This is a genomic window from Nocardia sp. NPDC051990 (genome assembly GCF_040680755.1).
Taxonomy (GTDB): domain Bacteria; phylum Actinomycetota; class Actinomycetes; order Mycobacteriales; family Mycobacteriaceae; genus Nocardia.
Genome location: NZ_JBFAXH010000028.1, coordinates 14,191 through 33,439, shown reverse-complemented (window position 1 = coordinate 33,439; position 19,249 = coordinate 14,191). Strand labels below are relative to the sequence as shown.

Annotated in this window: 21 protein-coding genes and 1 other RNA gene; 13 read left to right on the top strand and 9 right to left on the bottom strand. The window is 64.3% G+C overall.

Annotated elements, in window-relative coordinates; all coding sequences use genetic code 11:
- Nucleotides 1-52: 52 nt before the first annotated feature.
- The 4 genes from AB0L63_RS31120 to AB0L63_RS31105 all read right to left on the bottom strand — a co-directional run bounded on the left by AB0L63_RS31120 (nucleotide 53) and on the right by AB0L63_RS31105 (nucleotide 4,757).
- Complete coding sequence (locus tag AB0L63_RS31120; RefSeq protein ID WP_364508216.1) at nucleotides 53-562, bottom strand: winged helix-turn-helix domain-containing protein; 510 nt, start codon at nucleotides 560-562, stop codon at nucleotides 53-55.
- A 98-nt stretch (nucleotides 563-660) separates the two neighbouring features.
- Nucleotides 661-1,287 carry a hypothetical protein gene (locus AB0L63_RS31115; protein ID WP_364508214.1) on the bottom strand — a complete coding sequence of 209 codons (627 nt, stop codon included), beginning with the start codon at nucleotides 1,285-1,287 and terminating at the stop codon, nucleotides 661-663.
- Nucleotides 1,288-2,110: 823 nt separating this feature from the next.
- Nucleotides 2,111-3,331: an acyl-CoA dehydrogenase family protein gene (locus AB0L63_RS31110; protein ID WP_364508212.1), complete on the bottom strand. Its 1,221-nt coding sequence runs from the start codon at nucleotides 3,329-3,331 to the stop codon at nucleotides 2,111-2,113.
- A 34-nt stretch (nucleotides 3,332-3,365) separates the two neighbouring features.
- Nucleotides 3,366-4,757: an acyl-CoA dehydrogenase family protein gene (locus tag AB0L63_RS31105; RefSeq protein ID WP_364508208.1), complete on the bottom strand. Its 1,392-nt coding sequence runs from the start codon at nucleotides 4,755-4,757 to the stop codon at nucleotides 3,366-3,368.
- Between the two features lie 132 nt (nucleotides 4,758-4,889).
- Between AB0L63_RS31105 and AB0L63_RS31100 the strand changes: the two genes are divergently transcribed.
- The gene (locus AB0L63_RS31100) at nucleotides 4,890-5,237 is read left to right on the top strand and encodes a hypothetical protein (RefSeq protein WP_364508205.1); all 348 of its coding nucleotides are present in this window, start codon (nucleotides 4,890-4,892) and stop codon (nucleotides 5,235-5,237) included.
- A gap of 363 nt (nucleotides 5,238-5,600) precedes the next feature.
- The gene (locus AB0L63_RS31095) at nucleotides 5,601-5,864 is read left to right on the top strand and encodes a hypothetical protein (protein WP_364508202.1); all 264 of its coding nucleotides are present in this window, start codon (nucleotides 5,601-5,603) and stop codon (nucleotides 5,862-5,864) included.
- A 13-nt stretch (nucleotides 5,865-5,877) separates the two neighbouring features.
- On the opposite strand, the gene hisN is transcribed toward AB0L63_RS31095, so the two are convergent.
- Entirely contained in the window at nucleotides 5,878-6,660 is a 783-nt protein-coding gene (hisN, locus tag AB0L63_RS31090; RefSeq protein ID WP_364508199.1) for a histidinol-phosphatase, read from the bottom strand.
- 9 nt (nucleotides 6,661-6,669) lie between these two features.
- The gene (locus AB0L63_RS31085; RefSeq protein WP_364508196.1) at nucleotides 6,670-6,948 is read right to left on the bottom strand and encodes a hypothetical protein; all 279 of its coding nucleotides are present in this window, start codon (nucleotides 6,946-6,948) and stop codon (nucleotides 6,670-6,672) included.
- 1 nt (nucleotide 6,949) lies between these two features.
- Between AB0L63_RS31085 and prfB the strand changes: the two genes are divergently transcribed.
- The 9 genes from prfB (at nucleotide 6,950) to gdhA (ending at nucleotide 16,684) form a co-directional block, all read left to right on the top strand.
- Nucleotides 6,950-8,065 (top strand): peptide chain release factor 2, encoded by a 1,116-nt coding sequence (gene prfB / locus AB0L63_RS31080; RefSeq protein ID WP_364508193.1) that lies wholly within the window; start codon nucleotides 6,950-6,952, stop codon nucleotides 8,063-8,065.
- Nucleotides 8,066-8,923, top strand: coding sequence for a mechanosensitive ion channel family protein (locus AB0L63_RS31075; RefSeq protein ID WP_364508190.1), 858 nt, complete (start codon nucleotides 8,066-8,068; stop codon nucleotides 8,921-8,923).
- A gap of 227 nt (nucleotides 8,924-9,150) precedes the next feature.
- Nucleotides 9,151-9,840, top strand: a complete 690-nt coding sequence (gene ftsE / locus AB0L63_RS31070) for a cell division ATP-binding protein FtsE (protein ID WP_364508188.1) — start codon at nucleotides 9,151-9,153, stop codon at nucleotides 9,838-9,840.
- Entirely contained in the window at nucleotides 9,840-10,745 is a 906-nt protein-coding gene (ftsX, locus tag AB0L63_RS31065; protein WP_364508185.1) for a permease-like cell division protein FtsX, read from the top strand. The genes ftsE and ftsX overlap by 1 nt, the downstream gene beginning before the upstream one ends.
- 207 nt (nucleotides 10,746-10,952) lie before the next feature.
- Nucleotides 10,953-12,818, top strand: coding sequence for a DNA helicase RecQ (gene recQ / locus AB0L63_RS31060; protein WP_364508182.1), 1,866 nt, complete (start codon nucleotides 10,953-10,955; stop codon nucleotides 12,816-12,818).
- A 607-nt stretch (nucleotides 12,819-13,425) separates the two neighbouring features.
- Nucleotides 13,426-13,665 carry a hypothetical protein gene (locus tag AB0L63_RS31055; protein ID WP_364508179.1) on the top strand — a complete coding sequence of 80 codons (240 nt, stop codon included), beginning with the start codon at nucleotides 13,426-13,428 and terminating at the stop codon, nucleotides 13,663-13,665.
- Between the two features lie 51 nt (nucleotides 13,666-13,716).
- Nucleotides 13,717-14,190 carry an SsrA-binding protein SmpB gene (gene smpB / locus AB0L63_RS31050; protein ID WP_364508176.1) on the top strand — a complete coding sequence of 158 codons (474 nt, stop codon included), beginning with the start codon at nucleotides 13,717-13,719 and terminating at the stop codon, nucleotides 14,188-14,190.
- A 424-nt stretch (nucleotides 14,191-14,614) separates the two neighbouring features.
- Nucleotides 14,615-14,985: a transfer-messenger RNA gene (gene ssrA / locus AB0L63_RS31045) on the top strand.
- Between the two features lie 349 nt (nucleotides 14,986-15,334).
- Nucleotides 15,335-16,684 (top strand): NADP-specific glutamate dehydrogenase, encoded by a 1,350-nt coding sequence (gene gdhA / locus AB0L63_RS31040; RefSeq protein WP_364508173.1) that lies wholly within the window; start codon nucleotides 15,335-15,337, stop codon nucleotides 16,682-16,684.
- A gap of 384 nt (nucleotides 16,685-17,068) precedes the next feature.
- On the opposite strand, the gene AB0L63_RS31035 is transcribed toward gdhA, so the two are convergent.
- Nucleotides 17,069-17,503, bottom strand: coding sequence for a hypothetical protein (locus AB0L63_RS31035; protein WP_364508172.1), 435 nt, complete (start codon nucleotides 17,501-17,503; stop codon nucleotides 17,069-17,071).
- A 254-nt stretch (nucleotides 17,504-17,757) separates the two neighbouring features.
- On the opposite strand from AB0L63_RS31035, the gene AB0L63_RS31030 reads away from it, so the two are divergent.
- Nucleotides 17,758-18,114, top strand: coding sequence for a hypothetical protein (locus AB0L63_RS31030; RefSeq protein ID WP_364508170.1), 357 nt, complete (start codon nucleotides 17,758-17,760; stop codon nucleotides 18,112-18,114).
- Here AB0L63_RS31030 and AB0L63_RS31025 read toward each other — a convergent pair.
- Nucleotides 18,111-18,395 carry a hypothetical protein gene (locus AB0L63_RS31025; protein WP_364508168.1) on the bottom strand — a complete coding sequence of 95 codons (285 nt, stop codon included), beginning with the start codon at nucleotides 18,393-18,395 and terminating at the stop codon, nucleotides 18,111-18,113. The genes AB0L63_RS31030 and AB0L63_RS31025 overlap by 4 nt on opposite strands.
- Before the next feature lie 83 nt (nucleotides 18,396-18,478).
- Nucleotides 18,479-18,676: a hypothetical protein gene (locus AB0L63_RS31020; RefSeq protein ID WP_364508165.1), complete on the bottom strand. Its 198-nt coding sequence runs from the start codon at nucleotides 18,674-18,676 to the stop codon at nucleotides 18,479-18,481.
- A 112-nt stretch (nucleotides 18,677-18,788) separates the two neighbouring features.
- Between AB0L63_RS31020 and AB0L63_RS31015 the strand changes: the two genes are divergently transcribed.
- Nucleotides 18,789-19,184 carry an ankyrin repeat domain-containing protein gene (locus AB0L63_RS31015; RefSeq protein ID WP_364508162.1) on the top strand — a complete coding sequence of 132 codons (396 nt, stop codon included), beginning with the start codon at nucleotides 18,789-18,791 and terminating at the stop codon, nucleotides 19,182-19,184.
- The last annotated feature ends 65 nt before the right edge of the window (nucleotides 19,185-19,249 follow it).

Genomic DNA, 19,249 nt, shown 5'->3' with positions numbered 1-19,249 from the left:
AACCACTATCTCTGTCGCACCAACCGTATCAGCGCTATGACCTACATCACACTCACCGGCGCGCGGTTGCCAGCGCGACCAGCAATGGGACGACCCGATTCGGAGGTACTTCGAAGCGGCCGCGGCCCACGGTGTGCAGCCAGCCGGTTGCCGCCAGTTGGCGCAGGTGGTGGTAGATCTGGCCGGAGGTGCCCACCTCGTCGAGGTCGGTGAGTTCGGCGGCGGTTCGGCTGCCGCGGATGATCTCGCGCAGAATGCGCAGGCGCACCGGACTGCCGAGGGCGGCAAGGCATTCGGCGGCATCGTCCCAGTCGTAGGCGACGATGTCATCGGTGCTGAACCGGACCTGCCAGTCGAACTGTTCGGCACTCGGTAGCCGACCGGAACCGGCGAACATCACCCCGCCATTGCGCTCGTCCGCGGCCGTGAATTCCGCTCGCAGTTGCCGCAGCGCCCACCCATCCGGCGGAGCGGATCCGTTCGCTCGACCGTTGCCGAGCTGACCGAGTTCCATTGCTGCGAGTCGGTGTTCGAGCTCCGCCAGTCGTTCTTCCAGCCTCATGAGCCCAATCTACGGAATTACGTAATTACCGGCGTAATCCAGCATCGTTGACGCAAAACCCGGCACGGGAATCCGTGCCGGGCTCGCATGCCGGATGGTCAGTTGTAGACCGACCCGAAGGACGGGACCGAGATGGTTGCGAGTCGGTACTGGTAGCCGTCCGGGTTGGCGTCGCTGACCGGGACAGGCCAGCGGTGCAACAGGGTGCCGTAGACCGCGCCGACGATGACACCGGCACCGGTGTTGATCGGGCGGGTGCGGATGGTGGTGTCGGCCGCGACATCGTTGTGCTCGGAGATCACCTCGGTGCCGCTGCGGCCGTTGGACAGATTGATCCACAGGACCTCGAGCCTGGCCCCAGCCTGATTCGGTGCGATCATGCCCGGTCCGCCGAAGAACCCGAATCGGAAGCCGTCGTAGCCGAGCGCGATGCCGGACCCGTAGACGCCGGGCCCGTCTCCGCGCCCGATATCGGATTGCGCCGGGATCTGGAACGGCTGTGCGGGCATTGCCACCCGGGTGGCGACCTGCCCGGACGTCAGCAGGCGGTCCACGGCCTGTTCGGCGGCGGGATTGCCGTTGGCGGCCTTGCGCAATTGCTGTGTGGCCGTACTCCAGTCGATCGTCGTCGGCTCGGCCGCGGCATGACCCGCGAAGACGACAACGAATGCGGTGGTGGCCGCGACCGCGGCGGTGAAGCGACGTATCAAACCCAGCCTGTGCATAACCAGTCTCCTGTTGGGGTTCTTGGTACAGCTCGATGGAATTCGTCCGCTGATTCTCAGCAGGCAAGATACCGTGCGGCACTGCACCGGTTTCGGCGGGTGTCACGAACCGCGATGAATTTCGGTGACCGCCGTCGCGCGTACTGACGACAGCGGCCCCGAGATGATCTCGGGCTGTTCGTCTTCCGCAGAGATGTGTGGCCTTTTCGAACCGCGCCGCAAGTGGCACTACCGGGAGCCTGCCGAGGAAACTCGACCTAGATCGACAAGCTGCGGGGCGAAATGGGCTTCGTGCTGTCGAACCCCCGGAAAGCGGGGGGCACCAGAAGATCGGGGTTGTCCGGCGGGTGGTGCGTTACCAGAGTCAGTCTCGATATTGTTGCAAGAACAGGAGATTCGACCATGCCCCCTACGTACCCTGAAACCAATCCCGCCGCCCTGATCACCTACCTGCTGGCGCTGCTTACCAGCGCACTCACATCCGGCAGCGCCCGCACCTACTGACCGGCTACACGGAACCGGTTCCGAACAAAAGGCGCTGGACCACCTAGCTTCTGGATGTGGATCCGAAAACAGGCACACCGAGATCGCCGGGACCCTTGTGGCCTGGATCTGACTCTGGCAGTAACTCTGCGGGTGTATACGCATCTGTTGACCTCCAGCCACGAGCGTGCGCGGCAGACCGTCGATGATGTGTCGGCTGCGTGGTCTCTTGCCGATGACGGCCTGAGACGGGTAGAGCTTGATATACAGCGACAACGTGAACAAAAAACCGGTGTCGGCCCTCGAATGGGCTCGACACCGGTTTCCGTTGTACGACTTGCTATTTCAGCTCGGCGCTCGTCTTGCCGAGGACGCGGCGGGCCACGATGAGCTGCTGGATCTGCTGGGTGCCCTCGAAGATATCGAGGATCTTGGAGTCGCGGCCCCACTTTTCGAGAAGGGTGCGCTGGGAGTAGCCGATGGTGCCCGCGAGTTCGACGGCCTTGAGCGTGATGTCGGTGCTGGTGCGGCCCGCCTTGGCCTTGGACATCGAGGCTTCCAAGGAGTTCGGCTTCTTATTGTCGGCCATCCACGCGGCGCGCAGCGACAGCAGGTACGCGGCCTCGTAATCGGCCTCCATCCGCAGGAATTCGGCGGCGGCCGCTGGCTGGTTGTTGGCCGGGATGTCGTAGGACGGCTCGATGCCCGCATCCTTCAGGATGGCCCGCAACTCCTCCAGCGCCGCCCGCGCGACACCGACCGCCATCGCGGCCACCAGGGGACGGGTGTTGTCGAAGGTCTGCATGACCCCGGCAAAACCCTTCTCCACATTGACTTCCGGGCTGCCGAGGATGTTGTCCTTCGGAATCCGGCAGTCCTGCAACAGCAGTACGGCGGTATCGGAGGCCTTGATGCCGAGCTTGTGCTCGAGCCGGGCCACCGAAAGTCCGGGAGCGTCCCGCGGCACGACGAACGACTTGATCGCCGCGCGGCCCAGGCTGCGGTCGACCGAGGCCCACACCACGATGTGGGTGGAGCGCTGGCCCGCGGTCACGAAGATCTTCTCGCCGTTGAGCACCCACTCATCGCCGTCCAGTACGGCGGTGGTGGTGACGGCGGCCGAGTCGGAGCCGAAGGACGGTTCGGTGATGGCCATCGAGGCCCACACCTTGCCGAAGCGCTTCAGCTGCTCATCGGTGGCGACGGCCGCGATGGCCGCATTGCCCAGCCCCTGGTAAGGGATCGATAGCATCAGGCCGACGTCGCCCCAGGAGGTCTCCAGCGCGTTCAGCAGCGCGGACATATTGCCGCCGTTGGAGTTTCCGAGCAGTTCGGTGGCGTGGGAGTCCGCATCGGAACGACCACCGGCCGCGCCGCCGATCTTCTGGGTGCCGGAGTCGGCGAGGCCCTCGACCATGGCGGCCATGGCGTCCAGTTCGACCGGGTACTCGTGTTCGCCGAGGTCGTATTTGCGCGAGATCGGCCGGAAGATCTCCTGGGCGACCTGATGGGCTTGGTTGGCGCTGGCCCGCAGCTTCTTGGGGAGTTCGAGATTGATCATGGTGATGTCTCCTGGAAGTTAAGGAACCAGCCGGTCAGACGAGCACGACACCTTCGGCGACGCCGATGGCCCGCAGATCGCGGTACCAGCGCTCGACCGGGTGTTCCTTGGTGAAGCCGTGGCCGCCGAGCAACTGCACGCCGTCGAGGCCGATCTGCATGCCCTTGTCGGTGGCGAGTTTGCGGGCCAATGCCGCCTCGCGGGCGTAGGAAAGTCCCTGCTCCGCGCGCGAGGCACCCCGCAGGGTCACCAGGCGCAGGCCGTCCAGCTCGATTGCCATATTCGCGACCATGAACGCGACCGCCTGGCGGTGCGAGATCGGCTCGCCGAATGCCTCGCGCTCGTTCACATAAGGAATCACGTAATCGAGCACGGCCTGTCCGGTACCGATGGCCAGCGAGGCCCAGCCGAGGCGGGCCAGGCGCACCGCGTCGGCGTACTCCTCGGCGCGGGTCATAGCATCGCTGTCGCCGAGGATGGCGTCCGTGCCGACCGCGACATCGTTGAGCAGCAGGCGACCGAGGCCGGCGGCGCGCAGACCCATGCTCGGATCGGCCTCAACGACCAGCCCCTGGCTGTCGGACGGCACGATGAACAGGGCGGGGCGGCCGTCGAGTTCGGCGGCGACGATGAATAGTTCGGCATCACCCGCGGCTGGGACCAGGCTCTTCACACCGTTGAGGCGGTAGCCGCTGGGGACGCGGGTCGCCTTGGTCTGCAGCGCGAATGGGTCGAACAGGGCGCGCGGCTCGCTGATCACGACCGAGGCCTGCGGCACATTCTCGCCGGTGAAGGCGGGCAGGTAGGTCTGCTGCTGCGCATTGGTACCCCATTGGGACAGGGCGATCGCGACACCACTCGGCGCCAGAATCGGCAGCGCCAGCCCCATATCACCGTGTGCGAGCGCCTCCGCGACCAGCGAATTGGTGACCGCGCCGCGCTCGGCCGCCGCGCCTTCCAGCTCCTCGGGCACATTGATCACGGTGATGCCGAGTTCGGCGGCGCGCTCGAGCAGGTCGCGCGGGGCCTTGGCGGCGTTATCGGCCTCATAGGCGGCCGGGCGCAGAATCTCGGCGGCGAATTCCTTCACCGTCTCGACGATCATCTGCTGCTCATCGCTCGGGGTCAGGTCGAAGTAGTCCTTGTTCTTGGACTCGTTGTCGGCCAGGCGTTTCGGCGCACCGCCGCCGGCGACCTTGCCGAATACGCGAGTGGCGGCGCCGAGGGTGCGGAAACCGGACTTGGTGCCCTCGTAGGTGACTCGCTCGATCGGCTTGCGCAGGTTGTACTTCTCGGCGAGCTCCGACCCGGTGATGGTCGTCACCACCCGCATTGCCGCGCCCATCCAGTCCCGTTTGGGGTGGTTCAGGCCGACCGCGGACGTGTCTGGATGTCGCTTCGTCGCGCTGTCTCGAGTGCTCATCATCACCTGGTTTTCTCGGGTGGGTACGTGCGGTCTTATCCCAGCTATCTTACTCCTGAGTAAGACTATCTTACTTTAGAGTAAGAAGTGCGTCGAGGTGCAGCATACGCTGCCGAACTGTGTCAGGCTGGACGAGTGCCCACAGTCGCGGGACGACCGCTGTCCGTCGTCGCTGCGCTGTTCGCCGCACTACTCGCCGCATTCGCCAGGCGCTACGGCTACCACCGGGACGAGCTGTACTTTCTGGCGGCGGGCCGGCATCTGGATTGGGGCTACCCGGATCAGCCGGTATTGACTCCGCTACTGGCCAACGCGATGTCGGCAATCGATGCCGATTCGTTACTGCTGCTGCGGCTTTCGAACCCGCCGGTCACATCGACAACGGCCTCGGCATCGACAACGACGAGCGGGGCCGACCGCTGTTCATCTGCCGCGAACCGCGAGCATCCCTGGCCGAAATATGGCCCGCGGCGAAACATCTGAGCTGAACCATCCGAATTGAAGCCATCCACGCGCCCGTCGGCAACGAAGACCGATCGATGCCTATCTACATAGGTGCCATTCACAGCGCTTGGCGGATCTATCCGGCGAGGCTGAATCCCGCAGTACCAGTAAGGCCCGCAGTACTAGTAAGGATTGAATCCCCCAGTACTAGAAAGGAGATGTCATGGTTCTTCGCGTTGTCGATCAGCTCGTCTCCGGGGTCGTCAATATGATCGCCACATTGTTCGTTCCGTGAGTCGAGTCGCCCGGGGCGGCCGGTCCGTCCCGGGCGACATTCCAGCGCGGCTGTCATGTTGTGCCGCATGGCAAGGGTTCCGCTCGACGATCTCGATAAACCCGACCGTGGTCGCCAATGCTCCCGATCTGGTCGCGCTGCTCGATGATATGGCAGCGACCCGAGCGGGCCAGCTCTTCGTCGCCGATCACGTCCAAGGCGCGGACTACCAGATCGACCCGGCCGCCGGTGCAGGCTGCCCGATCATTACCGGCCTGATCAAGCCCGGTCCGATGCGCAACCCATCGGACGGTGCCACCTCCGTACGGATCGCTCGAGACGGTGCCGGGTGGGCGCTGTTCGGCACGAGCATGGTCGGGACGCACCGATAGCGATTCTCGAGGCTCAGGTCAGGTGGGTGAGCACAGCGTCGTGGAGTAGGGAGTTGGTGGCGATGGCGTCGCCGCCGTGGGGGCCGGGGGTGCCGGCAAGGGAGGTGAAGCGGCCGCCGGCTTCGCGGACGAGGATGTCGAGGGCGGCCAGGTCCCACAGGGAGACTTCGGGTTCGGTGGCGATATCGACCGCGCCCTCGGCGAGCAGACAGTATGTGAAGAAGTCGCCGTAGCCACGGACTCGCCATACCGCGTCGGTGAGGTCGAGGAACTTCTCGCGCAGACCGCGCTCGCGCCACCCTGACAGGCTGGAGAAGGCCAGGCTGGCCGAGCCGAGCTCGCCGACCGCGGAGACCGAAATCGGTTTCGCCGCAGCGGAATCGACGCTGGCCCAGGCGCCGGAACCGGCTGCCGCCCACCACCGCCGCGTCAACGCGGGCGCACTCACCACGCCGACCACCGGAACGCCGTCCTCGAGCAGCGAGATCAATGTCGCCCAAATCGGCACCCGCCGCACGAAGTTCTTGGTGCCATCGATCGGATCGATCACCCACTGCCGTCCGGTGAACTCGACGTCACCGCCGAACTCCTCACCGAGCACCGAATCCCCTGGGCGCTCCTGCCCCAGCACCTGGCGTATCGCCTTCTCCACCGCCAGATCCGCATCCGAGACCGGCGTCAGATCCGGCTTCGCATCGACCCGCAGATCCAACGCCCCGAACCGCCCCCGGGTAATCCCATCGGCCTCGTCGGCCAACCGAAGCGCAAGTTCCAGATCGGAGGAGTAATCAGCCACCCCCGAACCCTATCGCCCACCCCCGGTCCCGCCGGACCCATCCCCGCTGCCGCATAGGAGTGCCCACCTCGCAATCCCGAGGCAGGTCACCTGCGCCTCACCTACGAACCCCTCGAACTCTCCGTCGCCGACGACCAGCAGCTCATCGTCTACCTCCCCGCCGACGATGCCACCGCCACCGCCCTCGACGCCCTGGCCGGTCGCCGCCCACGCGGGTTGCGAGCTGTCTCCGGCTGAGGTACCACCGCGTGTTTCACCGTCTTCACCGCGCCCAGTAGGCTTGAGCATCGTGCATCCTGACCTTTCCGCTGACCTCGCCGAACTCGACGCCACGCTCAAGACCGTCGAATCGGTCCTCGATGTCGAGGAGCTGCGTCGACGGATCGATGAGCTCGAGCACCAGGCCGCCGATCCCGATCTGTGGAACAACCAGGAGCACGCGCAGCAGGTCACCAGTGAACTGTCGCATGCCCAGAGCGAGTTGCGTCGGGTCGAGGAGCTGCGTCAGCGTCTCGACGATCTGTCCGTGCTGTACGAACTAGCCGAGGAAGAGGAGGGCGAGGCCAGGGCGGCCGCGCTCGCCGATGCCGATGCCGAGCGGGCCGCGCTGCACAGTGATGTGGAGGCCATGGAGGTTCGCACCCTGCTCTCTGGCGAGTACGACAAGCGTGAGGCGCTGGTCAATATCCGCTCCGGCGCCGGTGGTGTGGATGCCGCCGACTGGGCCGAGATGCTGATGCGCATGTATATCCGCTGGGCGGACCGGCACAAGTACTCCGTCGAGGTCTACGACACCTCCTACGCCGAAGAGGCGGGCATCAAGAGCGCGACGTTCGCGGTGAAATCGCCGTATGCCTACGGCACCCTGTCGGTGGAGATGGGCACGCACCGCCTGGTTCGGATCAGTCCGTTCGACAATCAGGGCCGCCGCCAGACCTCCTTCGCCGAGGTCGAGGTGCTACCCGTGGTCGAGACCACCGACCACATCGAAATTCCCGAGGGCGAGGTCCGCGTCGACGTGTACCGTTCGTCGGGACCCGGCGGCCAGAGCGTCAACACCACCGACTCGGCGGTGCGTCTCACGCATATCCCAACCGGCATCGTGGTCACCTGTCAGAACGAGAAATCCCAGCTGCAGAACAAGATTTCGGCGATGCGGGTGTTGCAGGCAAAGCTGCTAGAGCGCAAGCGGCAGGAGGAGCGCGCCGAGATGGATGCGCTCAAGACCAATGAGGGTGCGTCCTGGGGCAATCAGATGCGCTCCTACGTGTTGCATCCGTATCAGATGGTCAAGGATCTGCGCACCAACTACGAAGTCAACAATCCGACTGCCGTGCTCGACGGCGATATCGATGGTTTCATCGAATCCGGAATTCGTTGGCGAATGCGAGAGCAGGCGAGCTAGTTGGACGTACCCCAGGCTTTCTCCACGTCCTCCGACATCACCACCTGGCTGCGGTCCTCCGGATTAGAGATCGTCCTGCTGATCGTCGGCGCGGTGCTGTTCAGCCGCTTCGCCACCTTTGTCCGAGATCGGATCACCCGCAAGATCGACGCCGGGTTCCGCAGCAGCGACGCACTGGTGCGCTCCGAGGCGGCCAAACATCGGCACGCCCTGGCGCAGGTGGTCACCTGGGTGCTGCTGACCGTCGTATACGTCCTCGTCGGCATGGAAGTGCTGCGGCGGCTGGGTTTCGAGGTCACCGGTCTGGTCGCGCCCGCGGCGGTGCTCGGTGCTGCGCTCGGCTTCGGCGCACAGCGGATCGTGCAGGACATCCTTGCCGGATTTTTCCTGATTACCGAGCGGCAGTACGGATTTGGTGATGTGGTTCGCATCGCGGTCACCGGATCCGCGGAGCAGGCCGAGGGTACCGTCGAGGACGTCACGCTGCGGATCACCACATTGCGCAATGCCGATGGTGAGGTGATCACCGTGCCCAATGGGCAGATCGTCAAAGTGACGAATCTGTCGAAGGATTGGGCGCGCGCCGCGATCGATGTTCCGGTCGCGGCCAGCGTCGATATCATGAGGATCAACGAGATCCTGCACGAGGTCGGTACAAAGGCGTACGAGGACCGCAGATTGAGGCCGCTGCTGCTCGACAAGCCCACCGTGATGGGCGTCGAAGATCTGACAGTGGACCAGATGAATATTCGGATGGTTGCCCGCACATTGCCAGGCAAGCAGTTCGAGGTCGGTCGCGAGTTGCGGGTGCGAGTCGCCGCGGCATTGCGCCGGGAGGGAATCAGTGAGACCGCGTAGATCCACGGCGATCCTGATGGCATCATGGATCGCCACCTTCGTGCTGTATCTGTTCGTCAGGCCCGATCAACCGACTTCGACATCGCCCGAGAAATTCAACATCGTTTCCGCAGTGGTGAATACGGCTACGCCCGGCCAATAGCGATTGCCTGCGAGTCGCTCATAGGGCCGGGTCGACCATGCTATAGCTACTGGCCGCAAACGGTTGCTGGTTACACTGGCTAGCCGTGATCGCTATGCGGAACGTGACCAAGTCGTATCAGACCTCGACGCGACCCGCGCTGGACAACATCACCGTCGATGTGAGCAAGGGCGAATTCGTCTTCATCATCGGCCCGTCCGGTTCGGGCAAGTCGACCTTCATGCGACTGCTGCTCAAAGAGGAGGCCCCGACCGCGGGCGAGATCCGAGTCGCCGACTTCCAGGTCGACCGGCTCCCCGGGCGGAAGGTGCCGAAGTTGCGTCAGCGCATGGGTTGCGTCTTCCAGGACTTCCGGCTGCTGCAGCAGAAGACCGTCGCCGAAAATGTGGCGTTCGCCCTGGAGGTGATCGGCAAGCGGCGCCAGTTCATCGACCGGACGGTGCCCGAGGTGCTGGATATGGTCGGGCTCGGCGGTAAGGCCGATCGGCTGCCGCATGAATTGTCCGGTGGTGAGCAGCAGCGTGTCGCGATCGCGCGGGCGTTTGTGAACCGGCCGCTGGTCCTGCTCGCCGACGAGCCGACGGGCAATCTTGATCCCGACACCAGCGGCGACATCATGCTGCTGCTGGAGCGGATCAACCGCATCGGTACCACCGTGGTGATGGCCACACACGACAATCACATCGTCGACGCGATGCGTAAGCGAGTAGTGGAGCTGCACCAGGGCCGACTGATCCGCGACGAGGCGATCGGCGTCTACGGGGTGGGCCGGTAATGCGCGCTGGATTCCTGCTCAACGAGGTCGTCACCGGCCTGCGTCGCAATGTCACCATGACCATCGCGATGATCCTGACCACCGCGGTATCGCTGACGATGCTCGGCGGCGGTCTGCTCGCGCTGCGGATCGCGGATAAGACCCAGAACTACTTCATGGATCGGGTCGAGATCCGGCTCTACCTCACCGACCTGGTTTCGGCGAACGATCGGGACTGTTCGCTGAATCCATGTCAGCAGCTGATGTCGGATCTGAAGAAGACCGACGGTGTGGTCTCGGTCCAGTTCGTCAACAGTGACGAGGCGATGAAGGAAGCCACCGAGGTGACCTTCAAGGATCAGCCGGAAATGCTGGACCTGATCAAGGACACCCGGCTGCCCGCGTCGTTGCGCGTGAAGATGACCGATGCCGATCAGTATCCGCGGATCTACGAGTCGTTCAACGGAAAGGACGGAATCCAGAGCGTACTCAACGACAAGGACACTGTGGACCGTCTGGTCGGGGTGTTCGACGGCCTGCGGAACGCGGCGTTCGGGTTAGCGGCATTGCAGGCATTGGCCGCACTGCTGTTGATCGCGAATATGGTGCAGATCGCGGCGTTCAGCCGACGCGAGGAAGTCGGCATCATGCGGATGGTCGGTGCGACGCGCTGGTACACGCAGTTGCCATTCCTACTGGAAGCCGTGGTCGCGGCCCTGGCCGGGTCGATTCTGGCCGTTCTCGGTTTGTTCCTCGCACAACCGTTGGTAGTGAATCGCGGCCTCGGCGCACTGTTCAACAGCAACGTCTTTCCCCGCCTCACCGGCGAGGACATCGCTCTGGTCTCCTTGACCATCGCGCCCCTCGGCATCGTCTTCGCCGCGATCACCGCCTACGGCACCCTGCGCTACTACGTCCGCGACTGACCGGACGTAGACCGCATGACGGCCTCGCACACGATATAGCACGGTATGGCTTGTCCGAGGCCGTCAGTGGTGTGCGACGACCTCGCGGAAATTCTTTGTCCACATGTGAGCAAGTTGGTGGGTCGCCTGGGAGGCCGCGCCGATGTAGGGGTTCCGTTGTCCGACCACGCTCGTAGGATGGGCCGCGTGGTATCCCTCGATGTTTCCGTGGCTGTAGTGACCGACAGCCCCCCGGTCGCCGAATCCGATGCGGCACAAGAGGTTCTACGCCGCGTGTTCGGCTATGACGGCTTCCGCGGTGATCAGCGGGAGATCGTCGAGCATGTGGTCGGCGGCGGAGACGCGCTGGTGCTCATGCCGACCGGCGGCGGTAAGTCGCTGTGCTATCAGGTGCCCGCGCTGGTACGACCGGGCGTCGGTGTGGTGGTGTCACCGCTGATCGCATTGATGCAGGATCAGGTGGACGCGCTCAGCGCGCTCGGCGTGCGTGCCGGATTCCTCAACTCGACGCAATTTCCCGATGAGCGGCGGATGGTCGAGGCGCAGTTCGTCGCGGGGGAGTTGGATCTGCTGTATCTCGCGCCCGAGCGGCTGCGCCTGGAGTCGACCGCCGCCCTGCTGAATCGCGGCAAGGTGGCGTTGTTCGCTATCGACGAGGCACATTGCGTATCCCAGTGGGGCCACGACTTCCGGCCCGACTATCTGGCCCTGTCGATGCTGCACGAGCGCTGGCCGGAGGTGCCGCGCATCGCGCTCACCGCGACCGCGACCGCGAAGACCCGCGACGAGATCATCGAGCGCCTCGACCTCGGCTCGGCCCGGCGTTTCGTCGCTAGTTTCGACCGGCCGAATATCCAGTACCGGATCGAACCCAAGAATCGGCCGGATCGGCAGCTGCTGGAGTTCATCAAGACCGAGCATGCCGGGGATGCGGGCATCGTTTACTGTCTGTCGCGCAATTCCGTGGAGAAGACCGCGGCCTTCCTCACCGAGAACGGTGTCGAGGCGGTTCCGTATCACGCGGGTCTGGATTCGCGGACCCGTGCCGCCAACCAGGCGCGGTTCCTGCGAGAGGACGGCCTCGTCGTGGTCGCGACCATCGCCTTCGGCATGGGTATCGATAAGCCCGACGTGCGCTTCGTCGCCCACCTCGATCTACCCAAATCGGTGGAGGGCTACTACCAGGAGACCGGGCGGGCGGGCCGCGATGGGCTGCCGTCGACCGCATGGATGGTCTATGGACTCGCCGATGTGGTCCAGCAACGCAAAATGATCGACTCCTCCGACGGTGACGCCACCCACCGCAGGCAACTGCAATTGCATCTGGACGCGATGCTCGCGCTGTGTGAAACGGTATCCTGCAGGCGAACTCAGCTACTGGCCTACTTCGGACAGTCGGGAAAGCCGTGCGGCAACTGCGACACCTGCCTGACCGTGCCGGAATCCTGGGATGGCACGGTGCCAGCGCAGAAGGTGCTCTCCACGGTGCTGCGACTGAAACGTGAACGCGGACAGAGCTTCGGCGCGGGCCATATCGTCGATATCTTGCTCGGCAAATCGAATCCCAAAGTGCTGCAACATGATCACCACGAGCTGAAGGTTTTCGGCATCGGCACCGATCTGCGTGATGTCGAATGGCGCGGTGTCATAAGGCAATTGCTCGCACAGGGACTTCTCGCCGTGCACGGCGACTACGGCGTGCTCATCCTCACCGAGGCCAGCAACGAGGTGTTGTTCGACGGTCGGGAAGTGCTGCTGCGCCGCGAACCGGAGCGCGCGGTCAAAACGGCCAGGACACCCAAGGCGGCCAAGGGCAAGTCCCCGGCTGCCGATCTGGCTCCCTCGGACGTACCCGTTTTCGAGAGGCTGCGGGAATGGCGGGCAGCGACGGCCAAGGAGCAGGGCGTACCCGCCTACGTCGTATTCCACGACGCGACGCTGCGGGAGATCGCCGCATGCAAGCCCACGAGCCTGTCCGAACTCGGGACGGTCGGCGGTATCGGTGAGAACAAATTGGCCAAATACGGCGCAGGAGTACTCGCAGTCCTGGCCGGAGAAGTGAGCAACGCCTGAAGGACAGCCCATCGGGCGGCGTGGGTTCCTGGCCGGCGCGGTCACCGCCGCGTCCGGTGCATCGCTGGTCGGACTGTCGCCCGCCGAAGCGGTTCCGGTCGCGAGCGGCATCACCACATTCGACTTCCCGACCGACCGCATTGTGTGGGTGCTCGTCACCGGTGATGCGGGCATCCGCACCCGGTGAGCCGGTGCCGATGCCATGCGGGATTACCGTCGCCGCCAACCGTTTTCACTCGCCCTCGGCCTCGGCGACAATATCTACGAGAGCGGCCCGACGGCGCGGCCGATATTCACTTCGCGGACAAATTCGAAAACCCCGATGCGGGACTGGATTTCCCGTGGCTGATGGTGCTCAGCAATCATGACGACGGCTCGGTCCTCGGCGGCGGCCGGTTGCTACGGGAACAACAGTGAGGTCGAACACCACGCGAATTCGCCGCGCTGATGGATGCCGAGCCGGTACTACTCATGTGCGAGCCCCCGAGCAGCGGCCGGTGGTCGATCTCGCGACCGGAGGTACCGACACGGCGTTCGCGCGCCGATTTGCCTGAATCGCAATGGAATTGCTCGGCGTTGAACCCGTTCGGCGACTAAAGTGCACACTATGGCATCCGGTGACGACCCCACCGACGACGGGCTCGACCTCGGCGACTTCCCGGCGAGCGATCCCGACGAACCGCCGCCGTATCGGCGCAGCCCGCACGACCCTGTTGCGGAATCGGTCTGGCTCGGCCATCGTTCGCCGCCACGTCCGCGCGGTTTGCCGCGCCTAGCCACCGTCTTGCTGGTCGCGGCCTTCATCGCGGTGCTCGTGCTGTATCTCGCGGTCCGGCCGGGCGGCTAGTGGAACAGGCGCGGAATAAACCGTTTGCCGAGTCACTTAAAGTTGACCGTTATGAAGGAGAAAGGGCGCAAGGTCATCGCGACCAACCGCCGGGCGCGGCACAACTACACGATCCTGGACATCTACGAGGCCGGGATCGCGCTGGTCGGTACCGAGGTCAAGAGTCTGCGCGAGGGTAAGGCCTCGCTGGTGGACGCCTTCGCGACCGTCGACAACGGCGAGGTGTGGCTGCGGGGTCTGCACATTCCCGAGTTCAGCCACGGCACCTGGACCAATCATTCGCCGCGTCGGGTGCGCAAGCTATTGCTGCACAAGCGCGAGATCGAACGGCTGGTCGGCAAATCGCGCGAGGGCAACCAGACATTGGTGCCGCTGTCGATGTACTTCTCCGACGGCAAGGTCAAGGTCGAATTGGCGCTTGCCAAGGGTAAGCAGGACTACGACAAGCGACAGGATATGGCCAGGCGCACTGCCGAGCGCGAGGTCACCCGGGAACTGGGGCGGCGGATCAAAGGCATGCGTTGACCGCTGTGCTACTGGCGCTGATGGTCGCGGTCGGCTGGACACCATCGCGAATGCCGCACTGCTGTACGCCTTCCACGGTTCGATGCTCTCGCTGGTCAGCGTGATCGGCGCGCTGTACCCGGCCGCGACCGTCCTGCTGGCATGAGCCTGCTCGGTGAACGGGTCGGTCGACAGCAGCGGGATGGCATTGGCGCTCGCCTCGGTCGGGGTGATCGCGGCGGCCTGATCGGTTCGCTGGGGTCCTCAGCGCAGTATTCAGGAGCGACTGATGGGGCTGGATGTGCGGCAGTGACATCGCGGCGCGGTCCACCCGATACTGTTTCCGCACAGGTCAGAGGCCTGAAATCAGGTACAGAAATAATGGAATGCACCCAAGCGTCGCCGAGTGTTAACATGACTAGCCCGACAAGGTGTCGGGACGTACGGGGCTGAACGGTTTCGACTGCGTACGCAGATTTAGGGGAAGCGTGTCGGTGCAGGCAAGAGACCACCGTAAGCGTCGTTGCAACCAATTAAGCGCCGATTCCAATCAGCGCGAGTACGCCCTCGCTGCCTAAGTAGCAGGCGTCTCTGTCAGTCCGGGTTCGTCCCTCGACCCGGGTACTGGCATCAGCTAGAGGGAATTACCGTCCGACTCGGTCGCGGAGCCGGACGGGACATCCAACAGCGACTGGGATCGTCATCCGAGCTTGTTCGCGAGACCCGGAGATCCAAGCAGAGACCTAGCGAACTGCACACGGAGAAGCCCTGAAGAAGCGGCGGAGGACCCGGGTTCGATTCCCGGCAGCTCCACTTCACTAGCGAACGGCTCATGCTTATGGAGAGCATGAGCCGTTCTCGTTTCGTCGTGTTTTGTGGGGGTGCAACCCCCACATCCCGCCCAGCGGCTTCGCCCCCGGACCCCCAAGCTGTGGTTGCGTTCGGTGACGCTGGTTCGAGGAAGTTCCCGCAAGGCCCACTCGAGGGCCAAGGCCGCACAGGCCGGGCCTTTTGCGTGCGATAATCGGGCAGATGGTGCGAAATCCGGTCAGATGTGATGCAAACAACTACGCCTGCTTGCAAATCGTATCGAAGATACCGATAGGTTCTTCTGGATAGCACCACACGGGCGGGACCGGCCCTGGATTGATGGAGGGAACGTTTCATGCCCATCCTGCACGAAAAACTACATGAGATCTACGACGAGGTCTTACGCCGTAATGCCGGTGAGACCGAGTTCCACCAGGCAGTACACGAAGTACTGGACAGCCTCGGTCCGGTGGTGGCCAAACATCCCGACTATACCGATGCCGCGGTGATGCGACGCCTGTGCGAGCCGGAGCGGCAGATCATCTTCCGGGTGGCCTGGGTCGACGATGCGGGCCAGGTGCAGATCAACCGGGGATTCCGGGTGGAGTTCAACTCCGCGCTCGGGCCGTACAAAGGCGGGCTGCGTTTCCATCCGAGCGTGAATCTCGGCATCGTCAAATTCCTGGGTTTCGAACAAACCTTCAAGAATTCACTGACCGGTATGCCGATCGGTGGCGGAAAAGGTGGGTCCGATTTCGACCCGAAGGGCCGGTCCGACGGTGAGGTGATGCGTTTCTGCCAGGCGTTCATGACCGAGCTCTACCGGCATATCGGCGAACACACCGATGTCCCGGCGGGAGATATCGGTGTCAGCGGTCGGGAGATCGGCTACCTGTTCGGCCAGTACAAGCGCATCACCAACCGCTTCGAATCCGGTGTGCTCACCGGTAAGGGAATTGCCTGGGGCGGATCGCAAGTCCGCACCGAAGCCACCGGTTACGGTGTGGTCTTCTTCGTCGACGAGATCCTGCGGGCCAACGCCGACAGCTTCGACGGCAAGAAGGTCGTCATCTCCGGTTCCGGCAATGTCGCCATTTATGCGATCGAGAAGGTGGAAAAACTCGGTGGCACGGTGATCGCCTGTTCCGACTCCAGCGGCTATATCGTCGATGAGGCAGGTATCGACCTGGAGTTGCTCAAAGAGATCAAGGAGCGGCGCCGGGATCGGATCTCCTGCTACGCCGACGAACGTGGCCCCTCGGCGCGTTTCATCGAGGACAGTGCGGTGTGGGAGGTGCCGTGCGATATCGCACTGCCCTGCGCCACCCAGAACGAACTCAACGGCCGTGATGCGGCCGTGCTGGCGAAGAACGGGTGCACGATAGTCGCCGAAGGGGCGAATATGCCGTGCACCCCGGAGGCAGTGCGGGTGTTCACCGAAGCGGGGGTCGTGTTCGCCCCTGGTAAGGCCGCGAACGCGGGTGGCGTCGCGACCAGTGCATTGGAGATGCAGCAGAATGCGTCGCGAGATTCGTGGTCGTTCGAGCACACCGAGGCACGTCTCGCCGAGATCATGCGCGGCGTCCACGACCGGTCGCTGGCGACAGCCGACGAGTACGGTTCCCCTGGCAACTATGTCGTCGGCGCGAATATCGCCGGATTCATCCAGGTCGCGGACGCGATGCTTGCACTTGGTGTCATCTGAGTCCCGGGCTGGGGTTCCGTAACTCGCAACACGGCGTCTCGAATCCGAGACCCACTGCGAGCGCGTCATGCACATGCCAGCCAGATCCGACATGGCTGGCGGTCCCGTACGCGCCTCGCCGCTCTGGGAGCGACTGAAAGGCGGCTGTCGGCACCCTTGGCCGAGTGCGACGGGCTTGTCACCAGTGGCGAGATCATTCCGAGAAGCAGGCCGGGCGGTTGGTGAAAGATGCCGTCTGACCTGCTTCTTCTCTGTGGGCCTAATACGGCTGAACGCGAACCTGCCAGAGCATGGTGGCCGGTGAGCAACCCCGTTCCCCCGCGTCCAGCACGCAAAGGTCGAACATGAGTGCTCAGGCCGCTTCGCGGCGTGGGCCTGCGCGGACTACACGCAGATGCCGCGGAGGTCTACTGCGGTGACGTTGGTGTATCCGGCTGCCGGTTGGTAGTCGGGCAAACCGTCGTAGTAGACGGCGCTGACGATGTGCTGGCCCGCGACGTCGGGAATCCAGAGGACGCTCGCGGTGCCGTTGACGACCGGCACGGTTCCGACGATGTTTCCGCCGAGGCCGGGCAGGCGGCTCGTGAATTCGACGACACCGCTCTGCACCGGGGTGCCGTCGGGGCGCTGCACCGTCGCCTGCGCAGTCCGCCCACAGCCGACCGCCGCAACACTGTTCGCACCGAGTGACAAGCCGCTCACCGTCACCGACAGGGTCGGGGCGATCGTCGCATGCGCTTGGGGTGCCAAGGTTATCGGTGCTGTCAGAAACGCCGCCGCCAGCGCAACACCGGCCGCGCCGCGCGAGAGTCCGCCCATCATGCCCGCCTTTCGCTGTGCCGACCGAGCCTCGCATGACCCGGTGTGGGTCGTCGCACGCTACCTGAGACGCGCATCACATCTGTGCAGGCCGCGCCGATAGTCCCGAAGTCCGATGGTTTGCCCGGAGTTGGCTCGTTTGGGTGACCCCTTCATATACATGAATCAACTGGAAACCGCGTGAGCTGGAATTTACGCGCCGCCGACTCGGCTCGGAAGATTATGCGACGTAGCGGGCACGCAAGGAGGAAGCCGTGCGGTATCGGACCGGGCTGGAGGGCGAGGCGACGTTGCGAGTCGCCATCGAGTTCACCGATTCCGCGCGCCGGTTGCTCGGCATTACGTGGTCGGCGGCCAATGCATCGGCTGCCCGCAAGAAGTTCGAGTACGCGCGGATCTTTCTGGTGGCGTTGGGTGGCGAGCCTCAACGGGTGTACTTGGAGCTCGTGGACCGACGGCCGTCGGCGTCGGTGCAACTGCCAGCCGAATTGGCCGACGGCGAGTACGCCGTCGAAGTCGATGCCTATGGCGGCGCGAGCTGGGGCGATGGACGGCTCGATGCACGCGGGCGCAGTGCCTCGTTCATGGTCGGGCCGGGTGGATCAGGCTAGTAGGTCGGTGATTCCCGCCCGGCTGCGGCCAGGCGTCCGAACCGGACGACATCCACATCGATGGGATCGATGACCAGCCGATAACCGGGCGCCAGTTCCTCGACCCGCGCCGAGCCGACTGCGTACTGGATCCGAGACACAAATGCCTGCAACATATTCGCGCCATTATCCGACGGGCGTCCGCCCTGGATCGCAGCGGCGAGCACCACCCGGCGGGGTTCTATGGCGAGCTGGGCGCGCACCTTGATACCGGCGATCCGGAGCGGTTGGTCCTCGTTCATCGCGGACCTCGAAGGGGCCGAGCAGCAGCACACGCACTAAGCCCGCCGTATCGCGCAGCGGAGTCGACGTGCTGGTGGATCGGCTAACGACTGTGCGGAAGGATGCCGAGGGTGACGACCAGTCCGGCCGCGATGCATCCGGCGGCGGCCGCGGTGGTCGGGAGGGAACGGGTGATGGTGGCGATGCCGGCTACGAAGATCACGCAGGTTAACGAGGCCAGCAGCGCGGTTCCGCGATCGACACCGGCGGGCCGGTGAAATCGCTTGTGCGTCACTGTCATGTTCAGGGGCTACCCGATCTGCGAGTTATGAAACTGTTACCGACGCGACAGGCCGAATTTCATTCAGTGACAACTGCCGTCTCCGGCGTGCCGCGAGTGGTAGTACTGGCAGATGGGCAATGACGAGACGGACCCGGACCTGATCGAACTCGCCACCAAGATCTTCGATCTAGCTCGGCACGGCGATGCCGAGCAGCTCACGGCGTACCTCGATGCCGGTGTCCCGGTGAACCTCACCAACAACAATGGCGACACACTGCTCATGCTGGCCGCTTACCACGGTCATCAAGACGTCGTCCAGGTGCTGCTCGCACGCGATGCGGACCCGAATCGGGCCAACGACAAGGGCCAGACACCGCTGGCCGGTGCCGTCTTCAAGGGCGAGACCGAGATCCTGCGGGCCCTGCTCGCCGTGGGTGCGGACCCGGATGCCGGAACCCCGTCCGCGCGTGCCGCGGCTGCCATGTTCGGCAAGAGCGATGTGCTGAACTTGTTCGAGGCGTCCTGAGCGTTGTCCGTTGTCGTGAGCGCGAGCGCCGATTCGGCGGCGTTCGCGCGGGTCGGTATAGTCGC